Below are 26965 nucleotides of genomic sequence, written 5' to 3'. Positions count from 1 at the left end.
CTTCCTGACGATAAACACCTGCTTCGTTCACCCTTCCGGCGTGGTTCTTCCCCGCCCTTGTATGACTGCCGGCCCTTCGTGCCTTTCCTCCGCCTCGCCCTCCGCGCTACGGATTTCCTGGCCTGTGGCCCTCCCGTCCGCTCCTCAGGGTCACACTCCCAACTGAAGCCCCTCGGCCGCCTCCTCGACCATGGCGAGGCCCAGCCGGCTCACCCGTACGGAGAACGGTGCGCCCGCGACGCTCAGCGCGGTCAGCCCGAGCTCCCCCAACGGGGCACTGCGGACCGGACTCAACGTCACAGTCCCCGCGGGCGCGTCGGGACGGATCCCGGCGAGCGCCGTCAGGACATGCACCCCGGCCGCAGCAGCGATCGCGGCCGGGCGGCAGGCAGCCGGGTGCGGCAGCGGGGCCCCTCCCTCCGTGCGCTGCTCCCCGGCGTACATCTCCGGCAGCCGATGGTCGAAGCACGAGGCCGCGGACAACATGCCTCGCAACAGTGAGCTCGCCTCCTTGTCGTATCCCGCCGCCGCGAGGCCCGTGACGGCGACCGCCGTCTCCTGCACGCGGACCGCCCCGCCCCGGTGCCCGAAGGGGTTGTACGCGGCCTCATTGGACCCGAGGCTGCGCAGCCCCCAGCCGGAGTCCATGACGGGCCCGCCCAGCAGCCGGGCGAGTTGTTCGGTCTGGATCTTGTCGAGCAGGCCCGGGGCAAGCTCCCCCGACCCCAGCAGGCCGGTGTCCAAGAGGTGGGCCGCGCCCCCGGTGAGGTACGGCAGAAGGCGACCGTCGGGCAGGCGGGCCGAAGCCGGCCGGCCACCTGCCCGGTCCGCCACCCAGAACTCCTCCCGGAACGCCGAGCGCAGCCGCTGGGCCCATTGCCGCAGGCCCGCGGAGCCCTCTATGCCGTACGCCTCGAGCAGGTCCGAGCCGAGCAGCGCGGCCCGGTGCGCATGTGCCTGGGTCTCACAGCGCGCCAGCCCACTCGGATGCGCGTCGGGCAGGAACACGCCGTCACCGATCGCGGTACGCAGCCACCGCAGGCACCTCTCCGCCGTGGGCAGCAGTTCCTCCACCTCCGGCCCGGGAAGCCCCCACCGTCGCGCCTCGGCGAGGAGCGCCGGGAAGAGCAGCGTCGCCTCGGTGCCGGCGCAGCCCGGTGGCAGGTGCGGCCCCGCGTCCCTCAATGGCCCCGGGATCATGCCCGACCGGGGACCTGCCCCCGCGAGCTGACTCCGGGCGAGGCTGCGCATCGTCCCGGCGGCGAGCCGGGTACCGAGCGGCAGTGCCATGCGGGCGGCGGCCAGCGCCTCGGCAGGTGCCAGTCCGCAGCGCCAGGGCGCACCTGCGGCCAGGTAGACGTCGGTGGTGTGCTCGGGGTCCCTCAGCAGTAGCGCCTGTAGATCCTCGACGGAACGGGCCAGCAGTGGCTGGACTCCGGGGTCGTCGCCGACCGCCTCCGCCGTGGCGACGGAACGCATCGCGCCGTGTCCTGCCGCACGGATCGGCCCCGCTCCATCAGGTCTCACCCGCAGCTCAATGCTGCGAGAGGCACCTGGCGGCAGGTCCACCTCCCAGCGCAACAATCCTGCGGAGGCCAGAGCGTCCGCGGGCGCCGGGCTGGCCGTGACCAGGCAATGCGCCCCTGCGGAGGACCACCGCATCCCGGAGTCGTGCACGCTGGCGGGAACCTCGGGCCCGGCTCTGCCGGACGCGACGATACCCAACTCCGCGAGGTCCGTGCCGAGCGAGATCTCAAGGGGCAGCCGCAGGGGGCGCGCGGCCGAGCTGTGCAGCGTGATCCGTTCCGTACCGTCGGCGTGCCGGATCCGCTCGACGACGAGTTCCGGGTCGGGACCGGTACCGGTCGACAGGCGCAGTGTCGCCACGAAGCGGGCGCTGTCCGCCGAGAGCATCCGGGCCTGCACCGCGACCGGCTCGTGCCCTGCCACGCGTACCTGACAGCGGGACAGGAGCCGTCGTCCCGCGCGGTAGAACCCCTCCAGTCCGCGGCCGGTCAACTGCCCCTGGTCCGTCGAGATCGCGAAGGCGGGCAGAGCGACGCAGATCAAGGTCGCGTGCGCGGGCGGGAGCTGCGCACATCGGGGCGCGGTCGCGGACGTCGCCCTCGTCGACTGTGCCTGAGCCGGTGCCCCGGACGGCTGCGGTGCGAGGGGCCGGAACGCGGGGGCCGGCGCGGCCCGGTGGGACCCCTCTCTGTCGGGTGCGGGAGACGGAGCGGAAAGGGACATGGGGCGGCTTCTTCGGCGTTGTCTGCGCTACGGAAGGGCGGAGGCGGTACAGCCACGCGACCCGGTCGCGGGTACCGCCACTCAGGTGAACGGGCCCGCCCTGCCGCAAGTCACGCCTCCACGGCGGGAAGCCGACCACATGGAGCCAACTTCGTATGGACGCCAGCCCTGAGCGCAACCGCGCCGCCCATCTGGCCCAGCAACGGACCGGCGCGCTCATCGGCCGTTCCTCATGCCGCGCCTGAGCGTGCGCCGCCGGTTCTGCGGGCCCGTACCCGGACCGCCGGAGCCGCTGGGGCCACCTTTGGCGCGGGGGCTGCCTGGTCCTCCTGAGGTGCGCGGGGCGTCGGAGGTACTGGGGCCACCGCTTCCGGGCGAGCGAGGCAGCCGCCGCCGGCGTCGTCGAGGGGCGCTTTCCCGCGTGGTCGAGGCCCCGGCCTCCAACAGCCCTTCAGCCTGCGGCATTTCGGCCATGCCGTCCGGCGATTTGGGGGCCGCCTCCCCGTCAGGGCCGTCGTGGTCGTCATGGTCGGCGCGGTCGTCATGGTCGTCGCGGTCGTCATGGTCGGCGCGGTCGTCGCGCCTCCTGCGAAGACAGCGACGGATCGGCTCCGGATCCATGTCTTCGTTGCAGGCTCGGTTCAGGAGCAGAGCAAACATGTACTCCGGGTCGGCGCACAGAGCCATGTCCAGGGCTTCCTGGCCTTCCGCCAGGTCACCGAGGGACCAGGCGACCCAGCCGGCAAGGGCCAGCGGCGCCGCGGCGTGCTCCGCGTACGCGCCGACGCAACGGCGGGACAGTGCCCTCCACAGACGCAGGGCCAGATGCGCCTCCGCGCCTTCCATCCACTCGGCCGCGCGGTCCCGTGTATCCCGGACCTGGAGGCCGAGGATCAAGGCGGCCGCCTCGTCGTGTGCGATCAGTTCGTCGTCCCTGCTGTCGGCCTCAAGCGCGCCGGAAACGGGCGGGGCGTCGGCCAGCCGCGCCATGACTCGGTGCGCCAGATCGAGCGTCTCGACAGCGGTGATGCGCGCTTTCTCGCTCAGCATCCTGGGGATGAGCGCAAGGCCTGCGGCGTCCAAGGCTCGCTCCTGTTCGATCGCCGCAGCGGATTCCCAGGGAGTCAGGCGCCCCCTGATCTCACTCTGCGTGGCGGCCGCCTGGACTCCCACGTAGGTCGCCGCGGCGGCGAGGACCGAGGTGCCCGGCCTGAGCAGAGGCATGCCTTCCGGTGGGCAGCAGCGGGTCTCCGGGCAGCAGTAGGTCCAGAAACGGTCCCCCGAAATACACACGACTTCGAAGACCGGGACGTCGAGGGCACCGCACGCCGTACGCAACACCTGCGCCAGCGGCCGCAACTGCTCCACGACAGGTTGGCCGGACCCTGCTGCGTCGGGCTCCCGGCAGAGGAAGGCGATGACGCCGTCGGGGCGAGCTCCCCTCCGCTCGCAGCCGCCCACCAGGCACTGGGCCAGTTGCTCCGCGACGTTCGGCCAGTCCTCCGCGCGCTCCGGGATTCCCAGGCGCACGCGCCCGCCGAACTGCCCGCGATCACCATGCAGAGCGATGAGCACGATGCTTTCCTCGGGCTTGAAACCGAGTAGGTAGGGCAGGGAATCGGCCAGTTCGGCCGGTGTGCGCAGGGTGACCAGCGGCTCATCGAACGGGTTCGGCGGGGCCGTCCCCTCGCCGATATCGGTGAGGCTGCCGGGGCGGACGGTCTCGTCGGGGCTAGCGGGGCGCATGGGACCGACGGGGGCCACGGAGTCCACGTGGCCGACAGGGCCGCTGGGGCGGACCGCGTCGGTGGGTTCGACCGAGCCGCCGAGACGGGCCGCGCGGTTCGGGTCGACACCATTCGTTCCGATGCCGTCCGCGTCGATGCCGTTCGGGTCGATCGGACCGGTTGCTTCGCTGTGATTCGTCATGCGCCGACTCTCCCGCGGATCACAAGATTCCGGTTGCCCCTGTGGATAACCCCGATCAGGGACACGCCAAGCTTTGTCCACAGGCTGACGGACCCGTTCGCCTAATGTCCGACCCATCGGGTTGCATGGGGGCATGACCAACCAAGACCTGCGCACGGCGGCCGACGCCGTACTCGCCCGCCTCGTCGGCGGCCCCGCCCCCACCTACGGCGAGGCGCCCCCGTCGGGCGGCGCCCGGCTGCGCGAGGATCAGTGGCGCGCGATCGAGGCGCTGGTCGCCGACAAACGCCGGGCGCTGGTCGTGCAGCGCACGGGCTGGGGCAAGTCCGCGGTGTACTTCGTCGCGACGGCCCTGCTGCGCGAGCGCGGCAGCGGTCCGACCGTGATCGTCTCGCCGCTGCTCGCCCTCATGCGCAATCAGGTCGAGTCCGCCGCTCGAGCCGGCATCCGCGCGCGCACGATCAACTCCTCCAACACGGAGGAGTGGGAGTCCGTACAGGCCGAGGTCGCCGCGGGAGACGTCGACGTGCTGCTGGTGAGTCCCGAACGCCTCAACAACCCGGACTTCCGCGACCAGGTCCTGCCCAAGCTTGCCGCGGCCACCGGGCTGCTCGTCGTCGACGAGGCGCACTGCATCTCCGACTGGGGTCATGACTTCCGGCCCGACTACCGCAGGCTGCGAACCATGCTCGCGGACCTTCCGCCCGACGTGCCGGTCCTGGCCACCACGGCGACCGCCAACGCGCGCGTGACGGCGGATGTCGCCGAGCAGCTGGGCACCGGGGGCGGCTCGGACGCGCTCGTGCTGCGCGGGCCTCTCGACCGGGAGAGCCTGAGCCTGAACGTACTCCAGTTGCCGAATGCCGCGCATCGGCTGGCCTGGCTGGCCGACCACCTCAACGACCTGCCGGGGTCCGGGATCATCTACACCCTCACGGTCGCCGCCGCCGAAGAGGTGACCGCCTATCTGCGACAGTGCGGGCACACGGTCGCCTCGTACACGGGGAAGACCGAGAACGCCGACCGCCAGCAGGCCGAGGAAGACCTTCTCGCCAACCGCGTGAAGGCTCTGGTCGCCACCTCCGCGCTCGGCATGGGCTTCGACAAGCCCGACCTGGGGTTCGTGGTCCACCTCGGCTCCCCCTCCTCGCCGATCGCCTACTACCAGCAGGTGGGGCGCGCGGGCCGCGGTGTCGACCACGCGGAGGTGTTGCTTCTGCCGGGCAAGGAGGACGAGGCGATCTGGAATTACTTCGCTTCGCTCGCCTTCCCACCAGAGGAGCAGGTGCGCCGCACGCTCGACGTCCTGGCCGAAGCCGGCAGACCGCTTTCGCTGCCTGCTCTTGAGCCCCTGGTCGAGCTGCGCCGCTCACGGCTCGAGACGATGCTCAAGGTCCTCGACGTGGACGGTGCTGTCCGCCGCGTGAAGGGCGGCTGGATCTCCACCGGCCAGCCGTGGGCGTACGACACCGAGCGCTATGCCTGGGTCGCCAAGCAGCGGCAGGCCGAGCAGCAGGCGATGCGCGAGTACGCGTCGTCGTCCGGTTGCCGCATGGAGTTCCTGCGACGCCAACTGGACGACGAGGAAGCGGCCCCCTGTGGGCGTTGCGACAACTGCGCAGGTGCGCGATTCGGGGGTGAGGTCTCCTCCGCCACGCTGGACTCGGCACGGGGCGAGCTCGGACGGGCGGGCGTGGACGTCGAGCCCCGCAAGATGTGGCCCACCGGCCTGGCCGCAGTTGGCGTGGACCTCAAGGGACGCATTCCGGCAGGCGAACAGGCCGCTCCCGGGCGGGCATTGGGCCGGCTCTCCGACATCGGGTGGGGCAACCGCCTGCGTCCCATGCTCACCCCGCAGGCCCCGGACGGGCCGGTTCCGGACGACGTGGCGAAGGCCGTGGTGGATGTACTGGCGGACTGGGCTAAGGGCCCCGGCGGCTGGGCCTCGGGCGCGGGCGACGCGCAGCCGCGACCGGTAGGCGTGGTGACCATGACCTCGCACACCCGGCCTCAGCTGATCCAGTCGCTGGGCGCCCGGATCGCCGAAGTGGGCCGACTCCCCCTCCTCGGCTCCATCGAGTACACCGCGGGGGCCGATGCGGGGCGGGTCCCCAGGAGCAACAGCGCGCAGCGCCTGCGCGCCCTGGACGGCGCGCTGACGGTGCCGCCCGCGCTCGCCGCCGCGCTCCAGGAAGCCGAGGGGCCAGTGTTCTTGGTCGATGACATGACCGACAGCGGCTGGACGCTCGCGGTGGCCGCGCGCATGCTCCGTCGCACCGGCGCCAAGGGGGTGTTGCCGCTGGTCCTGGCTGTGCAGGGCTGAAATGAGCGTCAGGACAGGACGAGTTGGGCAGGGATATACGCGACGCATCGCCCGATACCGGCGCGTGGCCCCGACTTGCTCGTTGCCGCGAGCCACGACGACGGGAAGAATTGGAGTTGCTCCCCGCGCGATACCCAAGGCCCGGTAGGGCTGTGCCGCGGTGCGCTCCCCCCAGCCCGACCCCCGCCCTCAGTTGGGGCGCGTAGCCGAAGGGAGGACCGTGACCTTCGGATTCGCTCCGTCCGATGCGGCATCGCTGTCGCAGTCTTCGACGTCGGCCGAGATGTCCGCCGATGCCGCCCACCGACTGGCCCGGATGCTTGAACCCGCAGAGTGGTCTGCCGCGGGAATCCCTCTGCTGCGCAACCCCCGTGAGGTCGTGAGTGGTCTGCACTCCCGACATCGGCCGACGCCCATGACGGCCGTCGTGGCGGTGCTGGATGCGGAGGAACGGCTCCGGGCGAGCGCTTCGTTCAGTCTGCGCGCGAGCGCGACGGACGGCTGGATATTCCGTAACGCTCTGCTGGCCCAGCTGCGCCGGATCATCCCTCACGATCTGCGGCGCCGCACGCCGGTGCGCACGGCCGTGCTGCTCTACTGCCGCGAAGGGGACGCCCGTTGGACGCAGGAGGACGGAGCCTGGATGTGGGGTCTGCGGGACGCCTGCACCTTGCACGGATTGCGTTGCGGCGCGTACATCACGCTGACGCGCGACGGCTGGCAGGTGCTCGGTGAGGGACGCGGTGGCCGCAGGCCGAGCGCCGACTCGCAGCCTGAAGCCCTCACAGGGGCCGATCCGCCGACTCCTCGCACCGGAGGGGCAGCCTCGGATGTGTTGCGTCGCGCGGCGGCACGCTGACGCGGACGGACGCGGGCCGCACTGCCCGCGGTGCGCGACCTGGCCGCAGCGCTTCAGAGGCGGACACCAGGGGCGTCGTCACCTCGACCCACCCGGCGCAGACCCAGCCGATCCGGCGGGTGGCCTGTCAGCCACAGCCGCCCCCGGACATGCCACGCCGCCCCCCGGCCTAGACGCCGTCAGGCACAGACAACGAACAGGCGCAGGCACAGGCACGGCCCAGAGGCACGCACCCCGTCCCCACACCGCCCGCTCACAGGAAACCGCACGGAACCGCACGAACGGCACAGCACGGATCGGCAAGCAGCCGAACCAGCCATGCCTCGCGCGACCAACGTCGGACCACCCGCGACCCGATCCGCACGGCACAGCACACCGCACCGTGGTGGACACCGCACGGTGGACTCTGACACCGCACGGCCCCGCCGAGCGACACGCGGCCCGCAGCGGCCGCCAACGTGCGTCCCCTACCGGACGCCGTCGTACGCCTGACGCAGACACCAAGCGTCGTACGCCTGGCGCAGATCAAGAGTCGTACGCCTGAGGCACCCGCCTGGCCAGGACGCGCCAGGCGGTGACGCCGGACGCGGACGTCAGACGCCCGCGCCCAGCATCGAGTTGATCCGCTGCGGGTCGCCGCACACGATCAGCAGGGTGCCTGCACGGGTCACGGCCGTCGGCAGCGCGGCGACCGCGGTCTCCTCGCTGCCGCCGTTGACGGCGACGACGACCACGGGCCTGGACGCCGCACGGGTCAGCACGGCGGCGTCGGCGTAGAAGACGTCGTCACCCGCGTCGTGCTGAGCCCAGTAGGCGGCCTCGCCGAAGGACAGCTCGTGCGTGGCCCACGGGTGCGGATCGCCGGTGGTGATCACCAGGACGTCCCCGGGCGCGCGCCCGGAGTCGAGCAGCAGGTCGACGGCTTCCTCCGCCGCGTCCAGCGCGCCCTCGGCCGAGGCCGGGATCAGCTGGATCTGCGGAGCGGAAGCCGCAGGGTCACGGTCGGTGGACGCTACGGAAGCGGACACTCCGGAAGTAGTCACTCCGGAAGCGGAGGGAGCAACGGTGGAGGGACCGGAAGCAGCCGGGACGGACGGCCCGGGCTTGGCGGCCGCATCGCGCGGCGCACGCTGCGCGGGCGGCATCGGCCGGGCAGGGCCCGGACGGCCGGGGCGGCGGGGCCGCGGGACGCGGACCGGGTACGGGGCGGGGGGTCGGCGCGGTGCGGCCATTGGCCGGCGTGGCGCGGGGACCCTGGGCACTCTCGTGAATCTGAGGCTCCTCGGGAATGAGAGGCATGAAGTGTTGTCTATCAAACGCCGATGCGAGTCGCGTCGGCGGGTGGCACATGAGTGCGACCGGAAGGGCCGGAAAAGCGTCAGAACTCAAAGCCGAGCTGACCCTCGATTTCCGGAACGTTTCCGTCCGCCCAGCTGCGGGCCTTCTTGAGGTGCCGCCACTGGGGCAGCGCATCAAGATACGCCCACGAAAGCCGGTGGTACGGGGTGGGTCCCCGTTCCGCCAGCGCGGCCTTGTGTACCGGCGAGGGATAGCCGGCGTTGGCCGCAAAACCGAAGTCTGCATGTTCGATGCCCAGTTCGGCCATCATTTTGTCGCGCCGGACTTTGGCAATGACCGAAGCCGCCGCGACGGCCACACAGGACTGGTCGCCCTTGATCACCGTACGAACCTGCCAGGGAGCGCCGAGGTAGTCGTGCTTGCCGTCGAGGATCACTGCGTCCGGACGGATCGGCAGCCCCTCCAGCGCGCGCACCGCGGCGAGCCGCAGCGCGGCCGTCATCCCCAGTTCGTCGATCTCCTCGTGCGAGGCGTGCCCGAGGGCGTGCGCCGTGACCCAGCTCTCCAGTTCCGCCGCGAGCACGGTGCGCCGCTTGGGAGTGATCAGCTTGGAATCGGTGAGCCCTTCGGGCGGTCGGCGCAGTCCCGTGACCGCCGCGCAGACGGTGACGGGGCCCGCCCACGCACCGCGCCCGACCTCGTCGACACCGGCGACGATCTTCGCTCCGGTGGTGGCGCGCAAGGAGCGCTCGACGGTGTGGGTGGGTGCTTGGTACGGCATGGCGCCAGATAGCCTACGCCGCCTGAGGTCTCCAGCGACACCCAGGCCTGCCCAGTAACTTCGAGGGCCTTCCGGAGGGCGCCTCCGGCAGGTCCCTGGCCGGTCAGAGCGGGCCCGAGGACCGCCCTCACCGAGGGCGGGAAAGCCGCTCGGCAGACAGCGTGAAGCATCCGGCCGACCAGCCACCCGGCGCAGCCGACTCACCCCGCCAAGCCGACCAGGAACCGACCCGCACCTCACCTCACCGCCGCAATAGCGGCACCATCACCTGATCGATCAGATCCTCGAATTCCTCATCCGTCCATTCGCTCCCGCACACCTTGGAGCGATACATCAGCATGGCCGGAATGACATCACATACGTAGTCGTCCATTCCCCCGGAACGCACCTCTCCGCGCGCAATTCCCCTGCGTACGACTTCCTTGATCAGCTTGACGCCCGGTTCGACGACCCCCTCGAAGATCACGTCACGGAAGCGTTCCGCCGTCTCCGAGTCGCATTCGTGAAGTACGGCACGCAAGGCGAAGCCGGGGCGCGAGAACATCGCCTCCCGCAGCTGCCGGCACAGTTGCAGCAGCTCCTCCCGAACACCTCCGAGGTCCGGCGCACTGTCGATCTGCGGCAACCCGGCCCGCAGCGCGTGTACGACGAGGTCCGCCTTGGACGGCCAGCGGCGGTACACCGCGGCCTTCCCCGTCTGCGCGCCCGCCGCGACGCCCTCCATCGTCAGCCCACCCCAGCCGACCGTACTGAGCTGTTCAAGGGCGGCATCGAGGATCGCCCTCTCCAGCACGGGCCCCCGGCGCCGCGGGGAAGCCGCCTGAGCGGGGGCGGCCGTCCAGCGCGAAGTAACCATCGACATCTCTCCGTTGAGCGAGCAAGCGAGCAGAAAGAGGGAAGCGAGCTTCAGTGAACGCTTGCGTTCACTGAAGGGGAGTCACTACCGTCTTTCAGGACAGTGAACGGCACCGTTCACTATGGCACTTGCGGGGGATCATGTGACTACCTCTCAACTTACGCAAGATCGAAAGCCTGGAGCCGCACGCCGGGAGGGGCACCCCGGCATAGCCCTCACCGTCATCGCGGCCTGCCAACTCATGGTGGTCCTGGACGCGACGATTGTGAATATCGCGCTCCCCCACATTCAGGGCGCACTCAACTTCTCGACGACCGACCTCACTTGGGTCGTCAGCGCATACACCCTCACCTTCGGCGGCCTGCTGCTGCTCGGCGGCCGGGCCGGGGACATCCTCGGACGACGCCGCGTCTTCATGGCCGGCATCCTCCTCTTCACGTTCGCCTCACTCCTGGGCGGATTCGCCCAAGAGCCGTGGCAACTGCTGGCCGCGCGCGCCCTCCAGGGTGTCGGAGGCGCGATCGCGTCACCCACCTCGCTGGCGCTCATCACGACGACCTTCCCCGAGGGACCGGAGCGGAACCGCGCGTTCGGCGTCTTCGCAGCCGTATCGGCGGGCGGCGGCGCGATCGGACTGCTGGCCGGCGGCATGCTCACCGAGTGGCTCGACTGGCGCTGGGTGCTGTTCGTGAACGTACCCATCGGCATCCTGATCGCCGTCCTCACCCCGCTCTACATCAACGAATCCGAACGCCACCCGGGCCGTTTCGACCTCCTCGGCGCGCTCACCTCGACGGCAGGCATGACCTCGCTGGTCTTCGGCTTCATCCGGGCGTCGGAAGAGGGCTGGCGCGACAGCCTCACCCTGGGGTCGTTCGGGGCGGCGGTCGTCCTCCTGATCGCCTTCGTGCTCGTCGAGAGCCGCGCGAAGGAACCGATCACTCCGCTGCGTATGTTCGCCGACCGCAACCGCTCGGGCACGTACGTGATCATGCTCAGCCTGGCTGCCGCGATGTTCGGCATGTTCTTCTTCATCGTGCTGTTCGTACAGAACGTACTGAACTACACGCCCATCGAGGCAGGCCTGGCGTTCCTGCCGGTCACGGTCGTGATCGCGCTCGGTGCGGCCCTGTCGCAGAAGTTCCTGCCTGTGCTCGGCCCCAAACCGTTCATGGTGACGGGGTCGGTCATCGTCGCCGCGGGACTGGGCTGGCAGACGCTGCTCGGGCCGGACAGTTCGTACGTCGGTGGAGTGCTCGGCCCGATGCTGCTGTTCGGCTTCGGCATGGGCCTGAACTTCGTGACGCTGACGCTGACGGCGGTCTCCGGAGTTGGCCTGCACGAGGCAGGCGCGGCATCCGGGCTGCTCAACGCGACACAGCAGGTGGGTGGCTCGCTCGGCCTCTCCATCCTCACCACGGTCTTCGGCACGGCGAGCCGGGACGAGGGGAAGGAGCAGATGGCGGACTTCATGGCACACGCCACGCCGGAACAGAAGGCCGAGTTCGCCAAGACGCACGAACTCCCGGCGCCTTGGGGCCATGAAGTGCTGTCCGAGGGCATCTCGACCGCCTTCATACCGGCGGTGGCCATGGCTCTGCTGGCCCTGGCGACCGCCGTACTGGTGGTCCGCGTACGCAAGAGCGATCTCGACGCTCTTTCCGGCACGGCTAGCGCGGCCGGCCCCAGCGGCGGCTGAGCGGGGCGCGAGCCGACCGCGGCGGTCAGATCGGCCCGGCAGGCGAGGTGTGGCCGCCCGGTGCGGGCAGTGGTTGCTGAAGCGGGTGCGGGCGGCGGGCGGACGCGGTCACCTCAGCCCGCCGCCGCCAGCGCCGAGTACAGCACCCCGCCGTACGGCGAGCCGGGCCCCTGGGCGCCCCGACGTCAGGGGTAGGACGGGTACGGGGTGTGCGGATCGTCCGTACCCGTCCTTCCGCAGACCCCCACGCCCGTCCGCGGCGGCCGTGCCTCGATGATCCGCCTCGCCCGGGACTCCCCCAGGCTCGTCGCGTACCAGGGACCTTCCTCATCGCCGAGGCTCTCGGCTATGCCCTCGATCGCACAGGAGCGCTGGGGCTCCGGAAGCTTGTCGAGGGCCGGTATCGCGTCCGCGGACAGCTGACGGGCGTAATCAGGGTCGAACTTTCCGGTGTCCTCGTAACGCTGCACGTTGCGCTCGGCGATCATCGCGTCAGGCGACAGCAGACCGAAGGCCAGCACTCCCGCCGCAGCGCTCGCGGCGACGGCACGCGGCAGCCATCGAGCGCCCCAGACGCCGGCAGCCATGATCAATACGATGATCACGCCGAGCCAGAGCTCCACGGCTACGACCGAAATCCTGAGCCGGGTGAGGCCGTACGCCTCCACGTACATGTCCATGCGGCGCATCGCGGACGCCACCACGACGAGCGTCAGCGCGCAGAGCGTGCCGAGCACCGCACGGACGAGCGTGCGGTCCTTGGTGCCATCACGAGGTGCCCACCGCAACGCGAACACGATGACGAGCAGTGTGAGGAGTGTGGCCAGGAGCAACTGCCAGAAGCCTTGCCGCGCATAGGCGGAGTACGAGAGTCCGGTCTTGTCGAGGACGGCTTCGTAGCCGCCGAAGAGCACGGCGAGCTGGACGGCGTTGAAGGCCGCGAAGAGGACGTTGAGGACGATCAGCGGCAGCGCCCACTCCATCCGGCCGCGGGCCCGGCCGGGCTTCACCACGAGCCGGTCCCACCGGAGGGGGGAAGCTGCCACGTGCGCTGCGGCGAGCGCGCCGGCCGCCCCGATCACCAGGAGCAGGACGCGCCAGGGGGCTCCGGCGAGCGAGGTGTCCGGTATCAGCTCGCCGAGCAGGCCGGCGAACGCGGCATCCGCACCGGCGAACAGTGCGCCGAAGACCAGGAGCAGTGCGGCGGTCATCGCCACCGCGCGCATCGCGGGACCGGCACCGCGCGCACTCCCCGCGCGCTCGCGCATGCCTCGCCAGCCCCAGACGAGCCCCTTCCAGATCGCGTCGAAGAGGCCGATGGGGCTGAGGATTATCCCGAGCCAGGTCCGGCAGCCCTGCAAGGCGAGTGAGCCGAGCGCGACCGCGGAGACGACAGCGAGGAACGACGGCCATCCCGCGTCCCGCAGTGCGGGCACGATCAGCAGTGCGAGTCCGCCGACCGCCCACGTCAGGGACCAGGGGCCGGGCGGGCTACCGGCCTTCTGAGAGGCGACATAGGCAGCGAGCGCGGCAGGGACGGCAACGATCAGCAGATTGATCGACAGTCCGTCACCAAAGAGCAGCATGCTCAGTACGGCTGCGGCGAGCACCGAGAAGAGTGTCGCCGTCCGGACGGGGCCAGGCGGGTCGGTGCGCAGACCGGCGAGGAACGGCGTGGTTTCGCGCATGGGGGAACCCCAGGCGTCGTGTGGCTGCGGTCCTCCCCGTCCCACTGCCTGGTACTGCGGATGCCGCGGCGGCACGGGCGTCCCGTACTGCGGTGGTGCAGCGGCCCGGCCCTCGGGGCCGGCCTGACCACCGCCGCCGGATACCGACACCCCGTGACCACCGGCCGCTTCGGCGGCGTCGCGTGGCTCCTCAACGGCCGGCGGCTCGGTGGCGCCAGGCGGTTCGGCCGCGGCGGGCGTGTCCACCGCGGCCGATGCACTCCCACCAGCAGATGCATCACCGCCGACGGACGCATCACCACCGGCAACCGCTTGGCCTCCGCGTAGTGCTTCGCCATCGCCGCTACGTTCTGCTTCGCCACCGGCCGTGGGCTCACCACTGGCTGATAGGTCGGACACGGGACCCCCTCCCGACCGGTTCATCCGGACCGCACGCGGCTCACAAACGTGACCGTTGGGCTGCCGGGACCGGCATCTCGTTCAACGCGCGCAAGCCAAGATCAACTGACGGGCCGCATCAGACTAACCGGACGTCCATGCTCAGCTCCCGGCCCGGATGCGCCTGTGGCACGACCGTGACCTGCGGCCGCCGATGGTTCCCGAAGTGCCCGGGATCAGGCCTTCCCGACGGGCAGCCAGTCCGGCAGCGCCTCGGTCCGCTCCAGCCACTCCGCGGGCGGCTCGCCGCCGTCCCCGGAAGCAACCACGCCCCCCACGATGGCGCAGGTCGTGTCCATGTCGCCGCCCACCTGGGCGGTGTCCCAGACAGCGCGTTCGTACCCGCCGAGCCCCCGGGCCGCCGACCACAGCGCGAACGGCACCGTGTCATGGGCCGTCGTACGGCGCCCGCACCCCAGCACCGCGGCGACCGTCGCCGCGTCGCCGTAGTCGAGCATGTCCCGTGCCCGGCGCAGTCCCGCACCCACGGCACTGCGCGGCACCAGGGCGACGACGCCGTCGAGGAGGGCCTGCGGCGTCGGCGGGCCCGCCGGATCGGCCGTCAGCGCAGCGGCTGCGGCCACCGCCATGGCGCCGACCACGGCCTCTCGGTGCTGATGCGTGGTGTAGGCCGAGATCTCCGCCTGGTGCGTCGCCTGCTCCGGGTCGTCCGCGTACCAGGCGCCGAGCGGGGCGATCCGCATCGCGGCACCGTTGCCCCAGGACCCCTGTCCCTTGAAGAGCGCGGAGGCCAGCTCCCGCCAGTCGCCGCCCTCACGGACCAGCCTCAGCAACCGGTTCACGGCAGGTCCGTACCCGCGGTCGAAGTCGTGGTGCTCGGCGAAGGACTGAGCCAGCGCGTCCTGGTCGATCCGGTGGTGCTTCATGAGGACGGCCAGCACGGAACAGGCCATCTCGGTGTCGTCGGTCCACTGCCACGGGGCGTCCGGCAGCTGTCGGTGCTTGAGCAGCGGGTAATGCGCGGGCACGAAGAACTGGGAGCCCAGCGCGTCCCCCACCGCCAGTCCTCGCAGGCTGGCCAGAGCGCGCTCCAGGCGCCGGTCGGGAGAGGAGTCAGCGGTCATCGCCCTGCCACTCTATCCGGTGACGCCGTACGGCTCCGGCTCGCGCCAGCGCACGAACGGCCGGTCCAGTGCGTACTTGCCGTCCTCACCGAGCACCAGCATCCTCATCTCGCCGTTCCCCGGGTTGGCCAGGGACTCGAACTCCGCCACCGTCCAGTGGAACCACCGCATGCAGAACAGCCGCATGGTGAGTCCGTGCGTGACCAGCAGGACGTTCGGCGGGTGGTCCGGGGCCTCGAAGCTCCGGTAGAGGCTCTCCAGGAAGGCCCCCACCCTGTCGTAGACATCGGCTCCCGACTCGCCCTGCGCGAAACGGTAGAAGAAGTGTCCGTACGCGTCCCGGTACGCCTTCTGCAGGCGTACGTCGTCCCGGTCCTGCCAGTTGCCCCAGTCCTGCTCCCGCAGCCTGGGCTCCTCACGCACCCGCACCAGCTCGGGGTCGAGCCGGAACGCCTGCAACGTCTCGTGCGTGCGGCGGTACGGCGAGACGTACACGCTCACCCGCTCCCGGCCGAGCACCTCCCGCAGTCGTTTGCCCGTCTCCGCCGCCTGGGCCCACCCCGTCTCGGTGAGGGCGAGCGCGTGGTCGGGCTCGCGCTCGTACACGGTGTCGTCGGCGTTCCCCGCCGACTCGCCGTGCCGGACCAGGATGATGCGCCGCGGGCGTGCCATGCGGAAACCCTAGATCGGCTCGCTCGCGGGTGGGTCAGCCGGGTAGCCGCCCGGACTCCATCCGGCGTATTCGCCCCGTGAAACGCCGTCGGAGTGACCGGTCGTGCGAGACGACGACCAGCGCTCCTGTCCACTCGTCGAGCGCCGCCTCCAATTCCTCGACCAGGCCGAGCGCCAGGTGGTTGGCGGGCTCGTCGAGGAGCAGGAGATCCGCGGGCCTGGCGAGCAGCCGCGCGAGAGCAAGCCTCCGGCGTTGTCCGGCGGAGAGCGAGCCCACTGGGATGTGCAGGTCGCGATCCCGGAACAGGCCGAACGAAAGGAGCAGTTCCGTCTGTTCCTCCTCGGTCAGTCCGAGCCCTCTGCCGAAGACCTCAAGGACGCGCTCGGCAGGACGCCGGACCGGTATCTCCTGTGCGAGATAGCCGATCCGCCCTCTGCGGACGACGGCGCCTTGGTCCGGTTCCAGCACGCCCGCCAGGGTGCGCAGCAGTGTGGATTTCCCCGCGCCGTTATCCCCGTGGATCAGCAGGCGCTCGCCGGCCGACACCGTGAACTCGTCCACTGCGAGCCGCTCGCCCACGCGTACGTTCCGCAAGGCCACCAGCGCGCCTTCGGTGGCGCCCGTCACGGGACGCGCCGCGAATCTCAGAGGCTCGGGAGGCTTGGCGACGGGCTGCTCCTGGAGTCTGCGGAGTCGCTCCTGCGCGTTGCGCACGCGGCCCGCGACCGAGGTTTGGACCCGGCCTCCCGCCCGGTCGTACGCCATTTTGTTGTTGTCCTTCATGGCGCGTCCGCCGGCGACGGCATGGGCGGTGGTCGCCATGAACTCCTGGAGTCGGGCGGTCTCCTCGCACCACTGCGCGTACTCCTGCTCCCAGCGCGAGCGGGCAGCTGCCCGTTCCGCGAGCAGTCCTTGATAGCCGCCGCCGTGCCGCACCACGGTCCTGCGGTCGGCGTCCACTTCAAGGATCGCGGTGGCGACCCGCTCCAGGAACGTGCGGTCGTGGGAGACCGCGACCACGGTGCCGCGATGTACCGACAGGGCGCTCTCCAGCCAGTCGAGCGCCCCCTCGTCCAAGTGGTTCGTCGGTTCGTCCAGGAGCATGACTTCCGGGGCCGCGGCGATGAGACAGGCCAGGCCGAGCCGCGCCTGCTCCCCTCCGGACAGGCTGCCCAGGACTCTGTCCCTGCCGATATGCCCGAGGCCCAGCCCGTGCATCGCCTTGTCCACACGCGCGTCCGCCTCATAGCCGCCGCGCGATTCGAAGGCCGTCAGCAGATCGCCGTACTCCCCCAGGGCCTGTTCGGTCGCGGAACCAAGGTCCGCTTCGAGCTCGCGCAGCCGCCGCTCCATGGCTCGCAGCTCGGCCAGCGCCGCGTCGATCGCGTCACCGACGCAGCGCTCCGCAGGCAACTGGGGAGTCTGTGCGAGCAGCCCGACCCCCTGTTCGGCGACGGTCACGACCTCACCTTCGTCGGGCTGCTCGTCACCGGACATCAGGTGCAGCAGTGTCGACTTGCCCGCGCCGTTCTCCCCCACGACGCCTATGCGCTCGCCCGGCTTGATCGCGAGGGAGACCCCGTCGAACAGCAGCCGATCGCCACGGGCCTTGGTCACGCCATGCAGAGAGATCTGAGTAGGCAAGGGCACCCCCGAATTCACATCCACGCCAGGCAAACGCAACGGGCGTTGCATTACGACAAATGTGACACAGCGAGAGAGCTAACGCAACAGAAGTTGCAGTAAACTTCTCGGACACGAGATGACGGAGAGGGACGATCCATGGCGCAGAAGCCCGTTGCCGCTGGTCGGAGCAGCCGGTCGCAGGATGCGGATCGGCGCGCCGCCGGGTCGGCGAGTGGCGATACGGACCGGCGAAACCCTCCCAAAGGGGTCCCGGAGCCCGACGATGTCGAGTCGTCGCCGGCGTCGACCGCCGTCCCCGGCACCCGCCGCCCCGGCGGCCGCACGGCCCGCACCCGCGCCGCCGTCCGCGACGCCGTGCTGAGCGGCCTCGCCGATCATGGCTACCCCGGCCTCACCGTCGAATACGTGGCCGACCACTCGGGAGTCCACAAGACCACGCTGTACCGCCGATGGGGCGGACTCGAAGGCATGGTCGCCGACGCCCTGGACATGGCGGGCGAGGACACATGGACGCCGCCGGACACCGGCAGCCTGGAAGGGGACCTGCGCGAGCTGGCCAGGGAGGTGGTCGCATCCTTCTCCGACGAGACGTCGGCCGCGGCGCCGACCGCCTTCGTCGCCGCGGCCTTCCAGTCGGAGCGCGCCGCCGCAGCCCTGCACTCCTTCTACGCCGAGCGGTTCACCCGCTGCGAGACGGTCGTCGCCCGTGCGGTGGAGCGCGGCGAGGCGACTGCTGACATCGACGCGGCGGCTCTCGTCCGCGCCGTGTCCGCACCCCTGTTGTTCCGCGTCTTCATCACACGTGAACCGATCGACACGACGCTCGCCGACCAGTCGGCGGCGGCGGCCATCGCCGCCACGCGTGAAGGGGTGTTCACCAGGCGGTGAGGGTGCGCGCCCTCACCGCGACGCAGGGTCAGACCGTCCAGGACGGCTCCAGTTGCACGATGTCCCCGGCGAGAGCGGCGACATCGGCGTCCGTCTGCGCACGCAGCGAGAGGCGTTCCACCCGCTCGGCGCGGTATTTGCCGTGCTCGGCGGCGGATTGCCACATGGAAAGCACGAGGAATTCGTGTCCGGGCGCTTCTCCGAAGAGCCCGCGCACCATCCCGGGTGAGCCCGCCATCGCCGGGTTCCACACCTTCTCCTGCATGAGGGCGAAGTGCTCGACCCGGTCTTCGCGGACCCGGCAGTGCGCCACCCGCACCACGTCGGCGCCCGTGAAGCGCGGTTCGAACCCTGTCTTCACGTCGAAGCGGTAATCGAAGAGCTTGGCCTGGAGGTCCTTGAAGGTGCCCCCCTGTGCAGCCGCCAGGCGGTCGTGCGAGCGAGCCATGAAGGAGTCATAGAAGGCACGGCTTTCCCAGAAGGCGAAGACATGGGCGACGCCCGGCCTCCCTCGGCTCCACCCCCCGCCCTGTCCCCGGAACCCCGGCTCCCCCAAAAGCCCCGCCCATTTCCGCTGCCCTCGCTCGAACCCCCGACGGTCCACCACGGTGCAGCGAATCCACTTGACCAGCACCGCGCCATCGTACGGCGCGGAGCGCGGCCCGGCTCGCGCTCCGGCGTAGTGCACCCGGATCAGCTCGGCCGAGCCGGTGGCACCCAGCTCGATGCCGAACGCCCGAGCGAGAATCATCGCCGATTCGCGCACAGGGACGCCCTGTTCGATGACCGAGCCGTCCGGATACGTCCATGGCACCCTCCTGACCAGGGAAGCTACTCCGTTGTCAGTCGTACGTCGTAGCGTGTATCCGGGACATCCTGGCGGAACGACGACGGCCAGGTCACGAGGAGGGGGAAGCCCGATGAGCAGTGTCAGCAAGGGAATCAAGAAGGTCGAAGTCGGTCTCAAGTGGGACCCGAGCACGGCCGGCTCCCCGCCCAACGACCTCGACATCATCGCCGCGACGTACGCGGCGGACGCTCCCTACGGAAAGCCCGTCTACCTCGTCCACTTCGACAGCCGCTCGCCGGACGGCACGATCACCCTCAACCGTGACAGCAGGACGGGGCAGGGCTTCGGTTTCGACGAGGTCATGGTGCTGGAGCTCGATCGCCTCGCGCCCACGTACTCCCGCGTCGTGGTGGGCGTAGCGATCCAGCAGCAGGAGACGCAGAAGGTGTTCGGCGACATCACGAACACCGCTGTGCGGATCCGCGAGGGCCACACGGACCTGGCACAGAACGACCTCGCGGGCGTCGCCGACAGCACAGCCGCGACCATCGCCGAATTCACCAGGGACGAGTCCGGGGCGTGGTCGTTCCGCGAGGCCATCCGTGGTTTCGACGCCGACCCCACGTCGTTCGCCTCCCTCATGGGGAGCAAGACCTGACGCCGGGCCGTGCGGTGCCCGAGCACCAGGAGCCGGGCTGAGCGCTGCGCGGGCACGACGAAGGGGACCGACGTATCGCCGATCCCCTTCATGTCGCTGTCAGCGGACAGCCACCCGCTCAGCTGTGCCGGAAGCGTGCCCGGCACAGCCCTTCACAGGTCAGCTGCAACCGCTGGTGGAGCCGCAGCCCTCGCAGATGTAGCAGGAACCGGCCCGCTGCATCTTCGTACCGCAGGAGAAGCACAGCGGCGCATCCGCCTGGATGCCCAGCTGCATCTCGACGAGCTCGGCGCTGGTGTGCGCCTGCTGCGGGGCGGGCTTGGCGGCCTCGGCCTCCGCCTTCGGCGAGGCGACCGCCTTCAGCGACTCGGTCTGCCGCGGAGCGGACTGGGCCAGCCCCTCCACGTCGACCTCGGAGTCGTCGAGGGACGGCTCGTAGGAACCCGTCTCCAGGTGACGCTGGCGCTCCTCGGCGGAGTGGATGCCGAGCGCGGAGCGCGTCTCGAAGGGCAGGAAGTCCAGCGCCAGGCGGCGGAAGATGTAGTCGACGATCGACTGCGCCATCCGCACGTCCGGGTCGTCCGTCATACCGGCCGGCTCGAAGCGCATGTTCGTGAACTTGGAAACGTACGTCTCCAGGGGCACGCCGTACTGCAGACCGACCGAGACGGCGATCGAGAAGGCGTCCATCATGCCCGCGAGGGTCGAGCCCTGCTTGGACATCTTCAGGAAGACCTCACCGAGACCGTCGTCCGGGTAGGAGTTGGCGGTCATGTAACCCTCGGCGCCGCCCACCGTGAAGGAAGTGGTGATGCCGGGACGGCCCTTCGGGAGACGCTTGCGGACCGGGCGGTACTCGACCACCTTCTCGACCGCGGCACGGATCGTCTCTTCGGTCTTCTCGGTGATCTCGGTCTTCTCCGCCTCCTTCTTCTTGGCGGAGAGCGGCTGGCCGACCTTGCAGTTGTCGCGGTAGATGGCGAGCGCCTTGACGCCCATCTTCCAGGCCTCGAAGTAGACCTCTTCGACGTCCTCGACGGTGGCGGTCTCCGGGAGGTTGACCGTCTTGGAGAGGGCGCCCGAGATCCACGGCTGGATCGCGGCCATCATGCGGACGTGGCCCATCGCGGAGATGGAGCGCTCGCCCATGGCGCAGTCGAAGACCTCGTAGTGCTCGGTCTTCAGACCCGGGGCGTCGATCACGTTGCCGTTCTCGGCGATGTGATCGACGATCGCCTCGATCTGCTCCTCCTGGTAGCCCAGGCGACGCAGGGCCTGCGGCACGGTGCCGTTGACGATCTGCATCGAGCCGCCACCGACGAGCTTCTTGAACTTCACCAGGGCGAGGTCGGGCTCCAGGCCCGTGGTGTCGCAGGACATCGCGAGACCGATGGTGCCGGTCGGGGCGATGACGGACGCCTGGGAGTTACGGAAACCGTTCTTCTCACCGAGACGGATCACGTCCTGCCAGGCCTCCGTGGCGGCGGCCCAGATCGGCGAGTCCAGGTCGTCCATGCGGACGGCCGAGGCGTTGGCGTCGGCGTGCTGCTTCATGACGCGCTTGTGCGGCGTGGCGTTCTTGGCGTAGCCGTCGTACGGGCCGACGACAGCGGCCAGCTCGGCGGAACGCTTGTACGAGGTACCCGTCATCAGCGAGGTGATGGCACCGGCGAGGGCACGGCCGCCGTCGGAGTCGTACGCGTGACCGGTGGCCATCAGGAGGGCGCCGAGGTTGGCGTAGCCGATGCCCAGCTGACGGAAGGCGCGGGTGTTCTCGCCGATCTTCTGGGTCGGGAAGTCCGCGAAGCAGATCGAGATGTCCATCGCGGTGATGACCAGCTCGACGACCTTCGAGAAGCGCTCAGCGTCGAAGGACTGGGTGCCCTTGCCGTCGTCCTTCAGGAACTTCATCAGGTTCAGCGAGGCGAGGTTGCAGGACGTGTTGTCCAGGTGCATGTACTCGCTGCACGGGTTCGAGCCGTTGATCCGGCCGGACTCCGGGCAGGTGTGCCAGGCGTTGATCGTGTCGTCGTACTGGATGCCGGGGTCGGCACAGGCCCAGGCCGCCTCGGCCATCTTGCGGAAGAGCGACTTGGCGTCGACCTCTTCGATGACGTCACCGGTCATACGGGCCCGCAGGCCGAACTTGGAGCCGGTCTCCACGGCCTTCATGAACTCGTCGTTCACACGGACCGAGTTGTTGGCGTTCTGGTACTGGACGGACGTGATGTCGTCGCCGCCCAGGTCCATGTCGAAGCCCGCGTCACGAAGGGCGCGGATCTTCTCCTCTTCCTTGACCTTGGTCTCGATGAAGCCCTCGATGTCGGGGTGGTCGACGTCGAGGATGACCATCTTGGCCGCGCGGCGCGTGGCGCCACCGGACTTGATCGTTCCCGCGGAGGCGTCGGCACCGCGCATGAAGGAGACGGGACCCGAGGCGTTGCCTCCGGAAGACAGCAGTTCCTTGGAGGAACGGATGCGGGAGAGGTTCAGGCCGGCGCCGGAGCCGCCCTTGAAGATCATGCCCTCTTCCTTGTACCAGTCGAGGATCGACTCCATGGAGTCGTCGACGGCCAGGATGAAGCAGGCGGACACCTGCTGCGGCTGGGGCGTGCCGACGTTGAACCAGACCGGCGAGTTGAAGCTGAAGATCTGGTGCAGGAGGGCGTACGCCAGCTCGTGCTCGAAGATCTCGGCATCGGCGGGCGAGGCGAAGTAGCCGTAGTCCTCGCCGGCCTTGCGGTAGGTCTTCACGATGCGGTCGATCAGCTGCTTGAGGCCGGTCTCGCGCTGCGGGGTACCGACGGCCCCGCGGAAGTACTTGCTGGTGACGATGTTGACCGCGTTCACCGACCAGAAGTCGGGGAACTCGACGCCACGCTGCTCGAAGTTGACCGAGCCGTCGCGCCAGTTGGTCATGACGACGTCACGGCGCTCCCAGACCACCTCGTCGTACGGATGCACGCCGGGGGTCGTGTGGATGCGCTCGATGCGCAGACCCTTGGCCTTGGATCCCTTGGCTCGGGAACCTCGTGCCGGGCCGCTCGTCGTCTCGGTCATGCCGCCTCCCTGTATCAGGCTAAAACGCCCTGAAGTGCCACGAACTTCCCGTGACACGGATGTGTATCTGGCGTCGCGGACGTCACAAAGGACACCCGCGACAGGTCTGGTTCGCCGCCGGCCGGTCGGCCAGCCGGTCAGTCGGCGGCGGTGGCGGGCTCCGGGACCTCGACAGTCCCTCCAGGCCCGCGGTCATTCACGACGCGCTCTCCGCCCGCGTCGCGCGGCTCCGCGTCGAGCCGCTGTTCCCTCAGCTCCCCGATGGCAGCCTCGAAGTCCTCGAGCGAGTCGAACGCCCGGTACACGGAGGCGAAGCGCAGGTAGGCGACAAGGTCGAGTTCCTGCAACGGACCCAGTATGGCCAGCCCGACGTCATGGGTGGTCAATTCGGCGCTTCCGGTGGCCCGCACGGCCTCTTCCACCCGCTGCCCGAGAAGGGCGAGGGCGTCCTCGGTCACCGGCCGTCCCTGGCATGCCTTGCGGACGCCATTGATGACCTTGGCGCGACTGAAGGGCTCCGTCACGCCGCTGCGCTTGATCACCATCAGTGAGCACGTCTCCACGGTCGTGAAACGACGGGAGCAGTCGGGGCACTGGCGGCGCCTTCGGATCGACGTGCCGTCGTCAGTGGTGCGGCTGTCGACTACGCGGCTGTCGGGGTGCCTACAGAAGGGGCAGTGCATGGAACTCCCAACCCTCCTTCACGGCACGACTCATAAGCCTCAACGGGCCCTTGGGGCCCCTCGAAGCAGCCCCAAGCATAGGCGATGCCTGAACCCCTGAAGGACCAGGGACCACAACTTCTGGGCTGCTGTCGCAATCCAACCACTAGATCTGGGGTTAGGCCGCTTTTTCGACACCTAGCGTGTCGCGTCACCCCTGGTCGCACCGGACCTACGCAGGCGCCACTCACGCAGCTCGGAAAGGGGGCCGGTGCCGGGCCGACGGGGCGCCGGGTGGCAGTATGGGAGCTCCACTGAGGGGCTCACGACCCCGGCGGTGAAGCGTACCGTAATGAACCGAATTGCCGTTCGGCGCGAGCGTCAGCCATACACCTGGAAACCTGATCACGTCAGGTAATCAGCGATTTTTCACTCGAACGTGTGTTTGGCGCAACCTTTCGAAAGCAACTACCGTTGGCTAGCTAGGGAGAGAACATCTCGAGAGGGGCCGACCGACGTGACCACCACCGCAGACAGCGCCACCATCACTGCCCAGGACCGCTCCCAGAGCCGACTCGAGCCGGTGCATGCCATGAATGACGCAGCCACGAACCAGGAGGGGCCGAAGCCCGCGCGCTCCCTGCCGGGCCGACCTCCAGGCATCCGGGCCGACAGCTCGGGGCTCACCGACCGGCAGCGCAGGGTGATCGAGGTCATCAGGGACTCCGTGCAGCGGCGCGGCTACCCACCGTCGATGCGGGAGATCGGTCAGGCGGTGGGCCTCTCCAGCACTTCCTCGGTGGCCCACCAGCTGATGGCTCTGGAGCGCAAGGGTTTCCTCCGTCGCGACCCCCACCGTCCGCGCGCGTACGAGGTGCGCGGCTCGGACCAGCCGAGCAGTCAGCCCACCGACACCACCGGCAAGCCCGCCGCGTCGTACGTCCCGCTCGTCGGCCGGATCGCGGCCGGTGGCCCGATCCTCGCCGAGGAGTCGGTCGAGGACGTCTTCCCTCTCCCCCGGCAGCTCGTGGGCGACGGCGAGCTCTTCGTGCTGAAGGTCGTCGGTGACTCGATGATCGAGGCCGCGATCTGTGACGGCGACTGGGTCACGGTGCGCCGCCAGCCCGTCGCGGAGAACGGCGACATCGTGGCCGCCATGCTGGACGGCGAAGCGACGGTCAAGCGTTTCAAGCGGGAGGACGGGCACGTCTGGCTCCTCCCGCACAACTCCGCGTACCAGCCGATCCCCGGCGACGAGGCGACGATCCTCGGCAAGGTCGTGGCGGTGCTGCGGCGGGTGTGAGCCTGCGCCCCTGACCGGGCCCCGGAACCAACTGCGCCGGTTCCGGGGCCCTGCTGTGTCCGGGCTCTCTACGCCACGCCTGGGCCGCCCGGCTCTCTATGCCTCGGCCGCCTTCGCCGCGGCATCGATCGCGGCCAGGGAGCGGCGTACCTGATTACGGTCCGTCGTGTACCAGAAGTCGGGCAGCGAAGCCCGCAGATAGCTGCCGTAGCGCGCCGTGGCCAGCCGGGGGTCCAGGACGGCGACCACGCCGCGGTCCCCGGACGCTCGTACGAGACGCCCCGCGCCCTGCGCCATCAGAAGAGCCGCATGGGTGGCCGCGACCGCCATGAAGCCATTGCCGCCGGCGTCGTCGACCGCCTTCTGGCGGGCGCTCATCAGCGGATCGTCGGGGCGCGGGAACGGGATCTTGTCCATGATCACCAGCTGGCAGCTGGGGCCCGGCACGTCCACCCCCTGCCAGAGCGAGAGCGTCCCGAAGAGGCAGGTCCTCGCATCCGCCGCGAAGCCCTTGATCAGCTCGCCCAGGGTCTCCTCGCCCTGGAGGAGGATGGGCATGTCGAGGCGCTCCCGCAACTCCTCCGCCGCGCCCTGAGCCGCACGCATGGAGGAGAAGAGGCCGAGCGTGCGACCACCGGCCGCCTCGATCAGTTCGGCCAGCTCATCGAGCATGTCGCTGCGCGTGCCCTCGCGGCCCGGACGGGCCAGGTGCTTGGCGACGTAGAGGATGCCCTGCTTGCCGTAGTCGAACGGGGAGCCGACGTCGAGGCCCTTCCACTGCGGTGCGTCCTCGGACTCCGTGCCCTCCGGAGCCAGGCCGAGCGACGCCCCGACGCCGTTGAAGTCGCCGCCGAGCTTGAGCGTGGCGGAGGTGAGGACCACCGAACGCTCCGCGAAGAGCTTCTCCCGCAGGAGACCCGACACGGACATCGGGGCCACGCGCAGGGAGGCTCCGAAACGGTCGTGCCGCTCGTACCAGACGACGTCGTACTCGGAGCCGTTCGTGATGCGCTCCGCCACGTCGTGGATCGACTCCACGGAGGCGAGTGCCTGCTTACGGACCGCGTCCTCGTCCTGGACCGACTTGTCCCGGGTGGAACCGAGCGCCGTGATGACCGAGCGAGCGGCGTCACGCAGGGCCATCAGCGCGTAACCGAGGTCTTCGGGGATCTCTTCCAGGCGGCCCGGCAGGGCCAGCTCCATCAGTCGTTCGAAGCCTTCGGACGCGGTCTGGAGCTGGTCGGCGGCCTTCTCGTTGACGAGCTTGGCGGCGCGGCGGACCGCGCGGTTGACCTGCCCGGGGGTGAGCTCGCCCGTGGCCACGCCGGTGACCCGGGAGACCAACTCATGGGCCTCGTCAACGATCAGCACCTCGTGCTGGGGAAGGACGGGGGCGCCCTCGATGGCGTCGATGGCGAGCAGCGCGTGGTTCGTGACGATGACGTCGGCGAGCTTGGCGCGCTCGCGGGCCGCCTCGGCGAAGCACTCCGCCCCGTAGGCACACTTCGAGGCGCCGAGGCACTCCCTGGAGGAGACGGAGACCTGCGACCACGCGCGGTCGGAGACGCCGGGCGTCAGGTCGTCACGGTCGCCCGTCTCGGTCTCGTCGGCCCAGTCCCGCATCCTCAGGAGGTCCTGGCCCAGTTTGCTGGTGGGCGCCGCCGCCTCGAACTGGTCGAAGAGGCCCTCCTCCTCGTCCTGGGGCGCGCCTTCGTGGAGGCGGTGGAGGCACAGGTAGTTCGAACGGCCCTTGAGCATCGCGTACTGAGGACGGCGGCGCATCAGCGGATGCAGCGCGTCCACGGTGCGCGGCAGGTCCCGCTCCACGAGCTGGCGCTGGAGGGCGAGCGTGGCGGTCGCGACCACCACACGCTCCCCGTGTGCCAGGGCCGGCACGAGATAGCCGAGGGATTTACCCGTGCCGGTGCCGGCCTGGACCAGCAGGTGGGAGCCGTCGTCGATCACCTCGGCGACGGCCTCGGCCATGGACACCTGGCCAGGGCGTTCCGTGCCGCCGACAGCGGTGACGGCGGCGTGCAGGAGCTCGGGGAGGGAGGGCTTCGTCATAGCGCGACCA

18 protein-coding genes and 1 pseudogene are annotated in these 26965 nt (G+C 70.0%); 6 read left to right on the top strand and 13 right to left on the bottom strand.

The annotated features are described in order from the left end of the window. Positions 1-150 precede the first annotated feature (150 nt). Both KKZ08_RS28755 and KKZ08_RS28750 read right to left on the bottom strand, forming a co-directional pair. Positions 151-2067, bottom strand: a complete 1917-nt coding sequence (locus tag KKZ08_RS28755; RefSeq protein ID WP_223779229.1) for a glycogen debranching N-terminal domain-containing protein — start codon at positions 2065-2067, stop codon at positions 151-153. Between the two features lie 399 nt (positions 2068-2466). Then, positions 2467-4179 (bottom strand): DUF4192 domain-containing protein, encoded by a 1713-nt coding sequence (locus tag KKZ08_RS28750; RefSeq protein ID WP_223779228.1) that lies wholly within the window; start codon positions 4177-4179, stop codon positions 2467-2469. 133 nt (positions 4180-4312) lie between these two features. On the opposite strand from KKZ08_RS28750, the gene KKZ08_RS28745 reads away from it, so the two are divergent. After that, the gene (locus KKZ08_RS28745) at positions 4313-6502 is read left to right on the top strand and encodes a RecQ family ATP-dependent DNA helicase (RefSeq protein WP_223777187.1); all 2190 of its coding nucleotides are present in this window, start codon (positions 4313-4315) and stop codon (positions 6500-6502) included. 220 nt (positions 6503-6722) lie between these two features. Continuing rightward, positions 6723-7361, top strand: coding sequence for a hypothetical protein (locus KKZ08_RS28740; protein WP_223777186.1), 639 nt, complete (start codon positions 6723-6725; stop codon positions 7359-7361). Positions 7362-7954: 593 nt separating this feature from the next. On the opposite strand, the pseudogene KKZ08_RS28735 reads toward KKZ08_RS28740, so the two are convergent. The 3 genes and pseudogenes from KKZ08_RS28735 to KKZ08_RS28725 form a co-directional block, all read right to left on the bottom strand. Next, positions 7955-8660: pseudogene (locus KKZ08_RS28735) on the bottom strand (hypothetical protein). Between the two features lie 79 nt (positions 8661-8739). Further along, positions 8740-9441 (bottom strand): ribonuclease HII, encoded by a 702-nt coding sequence (locus tag KKZ08_RS28730; protein WP_223777185.1) that lies wholly within the window; start codon positions 9439-9441, stop codon positions 8740-8742. A 241-nt stretch (positions 9442-9682) separates the two neighbouring features. Continuing rightward, complete coding sequence (locus KKZ08_RS28725) at positions 9683-10297, bottom strand: TetR/AcrR family transcriptional regulator (protein ID WP_223777184.1); 615 nt, start codon at positions 10295-10297, stop codon at positions 9683-9685. A gap of 142 nt (positions 10298-10439) precedes the next feature. Between KKZ08_RS28725 and KKZ08_RS28720 the strand changes: the two genes are divergently transcribed. After that, on the top strand, positions 10440-11996 hold the full coding sequence (locus tag KKZ08_RS28720) for an MFS transporter (protein ID WP_223777183.1): 1557 nt from the start codon (positions 10440-10442) through the stop codon (positions 11994-11996). A gap of 185 nt (positions 11997-12181) precedes the next feature. Here KKZ08_RS28720 and KKZ08_RS28715 read toward each other — a convergent pair whose 3' ends face one another. The 4 genes from KKZ08_RS28715 to abc-f form a co-directional block, all read right to left on the bottom strand. Next, positions 12182-13684: a DUF4173 domain-containing protein gene (locus tag KKZ08_RS28715; protein ID WP_223777182.1), complete on the bottom strand. Its 1503-nt coding sequence runs from the start codon at positions 13682-13684 to the stop codon at positions 12182-12184. Between the two features lie 614 nt (positions 13685-14298). Continuing rightward, entirely contained in the window at positions 14299-15207 is a 909-nt protein-coding gene (locus tag KKZ08_RS28710; RefSeq protein ID WP_223777181.1) for an ADP-ribosylglycohydrolase family protein, read from the bottom strand. Between the two features lie 12 nt (positions 15208-15219). Further along, positions 15220-15879, bottom strand: a complete 660-nt coding sequence (locus KKZ08_RS28705) for a histidine phosphatase family protein (protein ID WP_223777180.1) — start codon at positions 15877-15879, stop codon at positions 15220-15222. Positions 15880-15913: 34 nt separating this feature from the next. Continuing rightward, entirely contained in the window at positions 15914-17524 is a 1611-nt protein-coding gene (gene abc-f / locus KKZ08_RS28700) for a ribosomal protection-like ABC-F family protein (RefSeq protein WP_346657897.1), read from the bottom strand. A 138-nt stretch (positions 17525-17662) separates the two neighbouring features. Here abc-f and KKZ08_RS28695 point away from each other — a divergent pair, with 138 nt between their 5' ends. After that, on the top strand, positions 17663-18415 hold the full coding sequence (locus KKZ08_RS28695; protein WP_223777178.1) for a TetR/AcrR family transcriptional regulator: 753 nt from the start codon (positions 17663-17665) through the stop codon (positions 18413-18415). A gap of 28 nt (positions 18416-18443) precedes the next feature. On the opposite strand, the gene KKZ08_RS28690 is transcribed toward KKZ08_RS28695, so the two are convergent. Next, complete coding sequence (locus KKZ08_RS28690) at positions 18444-19049, bottom strand: YdbC family protein (protein WP_223779227.1); 606 nt, start codon at positions 19047-19049, stop codon at positions 18444-18446. 91 nt (positions 19050-19140) lie between these two features. Between KKZ08_RS28690 and KKZ08_RS28685 the strand changes: the two genes are divergently transcribed. Further along, positions 19141-19863 (top strand): TerD family protein, encoded by a 723-nt coding sequence (locus KKZ08_RS28685; protein ID WP_346657896.1) that lies wholly within the window; start codon positions 19141-19143, stop codon positions 19861-19863. 159 nt (positions 19864-20022) lie between these two features. On the opposite strand, the gene KKZ08_RS28680 is transcribed toward KKZ08_RS28685, so the two are convergent. Continuing rightward, positions 20023-22923: a vitamin B12-dependent ribonucleotide reductase gene (locus KKZ08_RS28680; protein ID WP_223777177.1), complete on the bottom strand. Its 2901-nt coding sequence runs from the start codon at positions 22921-22923 to the stop codon at positions 20023-20025. Positions 22924-23060: 137 nt separating this feature from the next. Continuing rightward, the gene (nrdR, locus tag KKZ08_RS28675) at positions 23061-23606 is read right to left on the bottom strand and encodes a transcriptional regulator NrdR (protein WP_223777176.1); all 546 of its coding nucleotides are present in this window, start codon (positions 23604-23606) and stop codon (positions 23061-23063) included. 496 nt (positions 23607-24102) lie between these two features. Between nrdR and lexA the strand changes: the two genes are divergently transcribed. Continuing rightward, complete coding sequence (lexA, locus tag KKZ08_RS28670) at positions 24103-24888, top strand: transcriptional repressor LexA (RefSeq protein ID WP_223777175.1); 786 nt, start codon at positions 24103-24105, stop codon at positions 24886-24888. A gap of 96 nt (positions 24889-24984) precedes the next feature. On the opposite strand, the gene KKZ08_RS28665 is transcribed toward lexA, so the two are convergent. After that, positions 24985-26955: an ATP-dependent DNA helicase gene (locus tag KKZ08_RS28665; protein ID WP_223777174.1), complete on the bottom strand. Its 1971-nt coding sequence runs from the start codon at positions 26953-26955 to the stop codon at positions 24985-24987. Positions 26956-26965: the final 10 nt, after the last annotated feature.

The sequence above is a fragment of the Streptomyces sp. 135 genome, assembly GCF_020026305.1.
GTDB lineage: Bacteria > Actinomycetota > Actinomycetes > Streptomycetales > Streptomycetaceae > Streptomyces.
This window is presented reverse-complemented; position numbering and strand designations above follow the sequence as displayed.

Coding starts and splice junctions, on each gene's coding strand:
- KKZ08_RS28745 (WP_223777187.1), top strand. CDS start 4,313: ATGACCAACCAAGACCTGCGCACGGCGGCCGACGCCGTACTCGCCCGC.
- KKZ08_RS28710 (WP_223777181.1), bottom strand. CDS start 15,207: ATGACCGCTGACTCCTCTCCCGACCGGCGCCTGGAGCGCGCTCTGGCC.
- KKZ08_RS28725 (WP_223777184.1), bottom strand. CDS start 10,297: ATGGTTACTTCGCGCTGGACGGCCGCCCCCGCTCAGGCGGCTTCCCCG.
- KKZ08_RS28665 (WP_223777174.1), bottom strand. CDS start 26,955: ATGACGAAGCCCTCCCTCCCCGAGCTCCTGCACGCCGCCGTCACCGCT.
- KKZ08_RS28680 (WP_223777177.1), bottom strand. CDS start 22,923: ATGACCGAGACGACGAGCGGCCCGGCACGAGGTTCCCGAGCCAAGGGA.
- KKZ08_RS28750 (WP_223779228.1), bottom strand. CDS start 4,179: ATGACGAATCACAGCGAAGCAACCGGTCCGATCGACCCGAACGGCATC.
- KKZ08_RS28730 (WP_223777185.1), bottom strand. CDS start 9,441: ATGCCGTACCAAGCACCCACCCACACCGTCGAGCGCTCCTTGCGCGCC.
- KKZ08_RS28685 (WP_346657896.1), top strand. CDS start 19,141: ATGCCGAACGCCCGAGCGAGAATCATCGCCGATTCGCGCACAGGGACG.
- nrdR (WP_223777176.1), bottom strand. CDS start 23,606: ATGCACTGCCCCTTCTGTAGGCACCCCGACAGCCGCGTAGTCGACAGC.
- KKZ08_RS28715 (WP_223777182.1), bottom strand. CDS start 13,684: ATGCGCGAAACCACGCCGTTCCTCGCCGGTCTGCGCACCGACCCGCCT.
- KKZ08_RS28695 (WP_223777178.1), top strand. CDS start 17,663: ATGGCGCAGAAGCCCGTTGCCGCTGGTCGGAGCAGCCGGTCGCAGGAT.
- KKZ08_RS28705 (WP_223777180.1), bottom strand. CDS start 15,879: ATGGCACGCCCGCGGCGCATCATCCTGGTCCGGCACGGCGAGTCGGCG.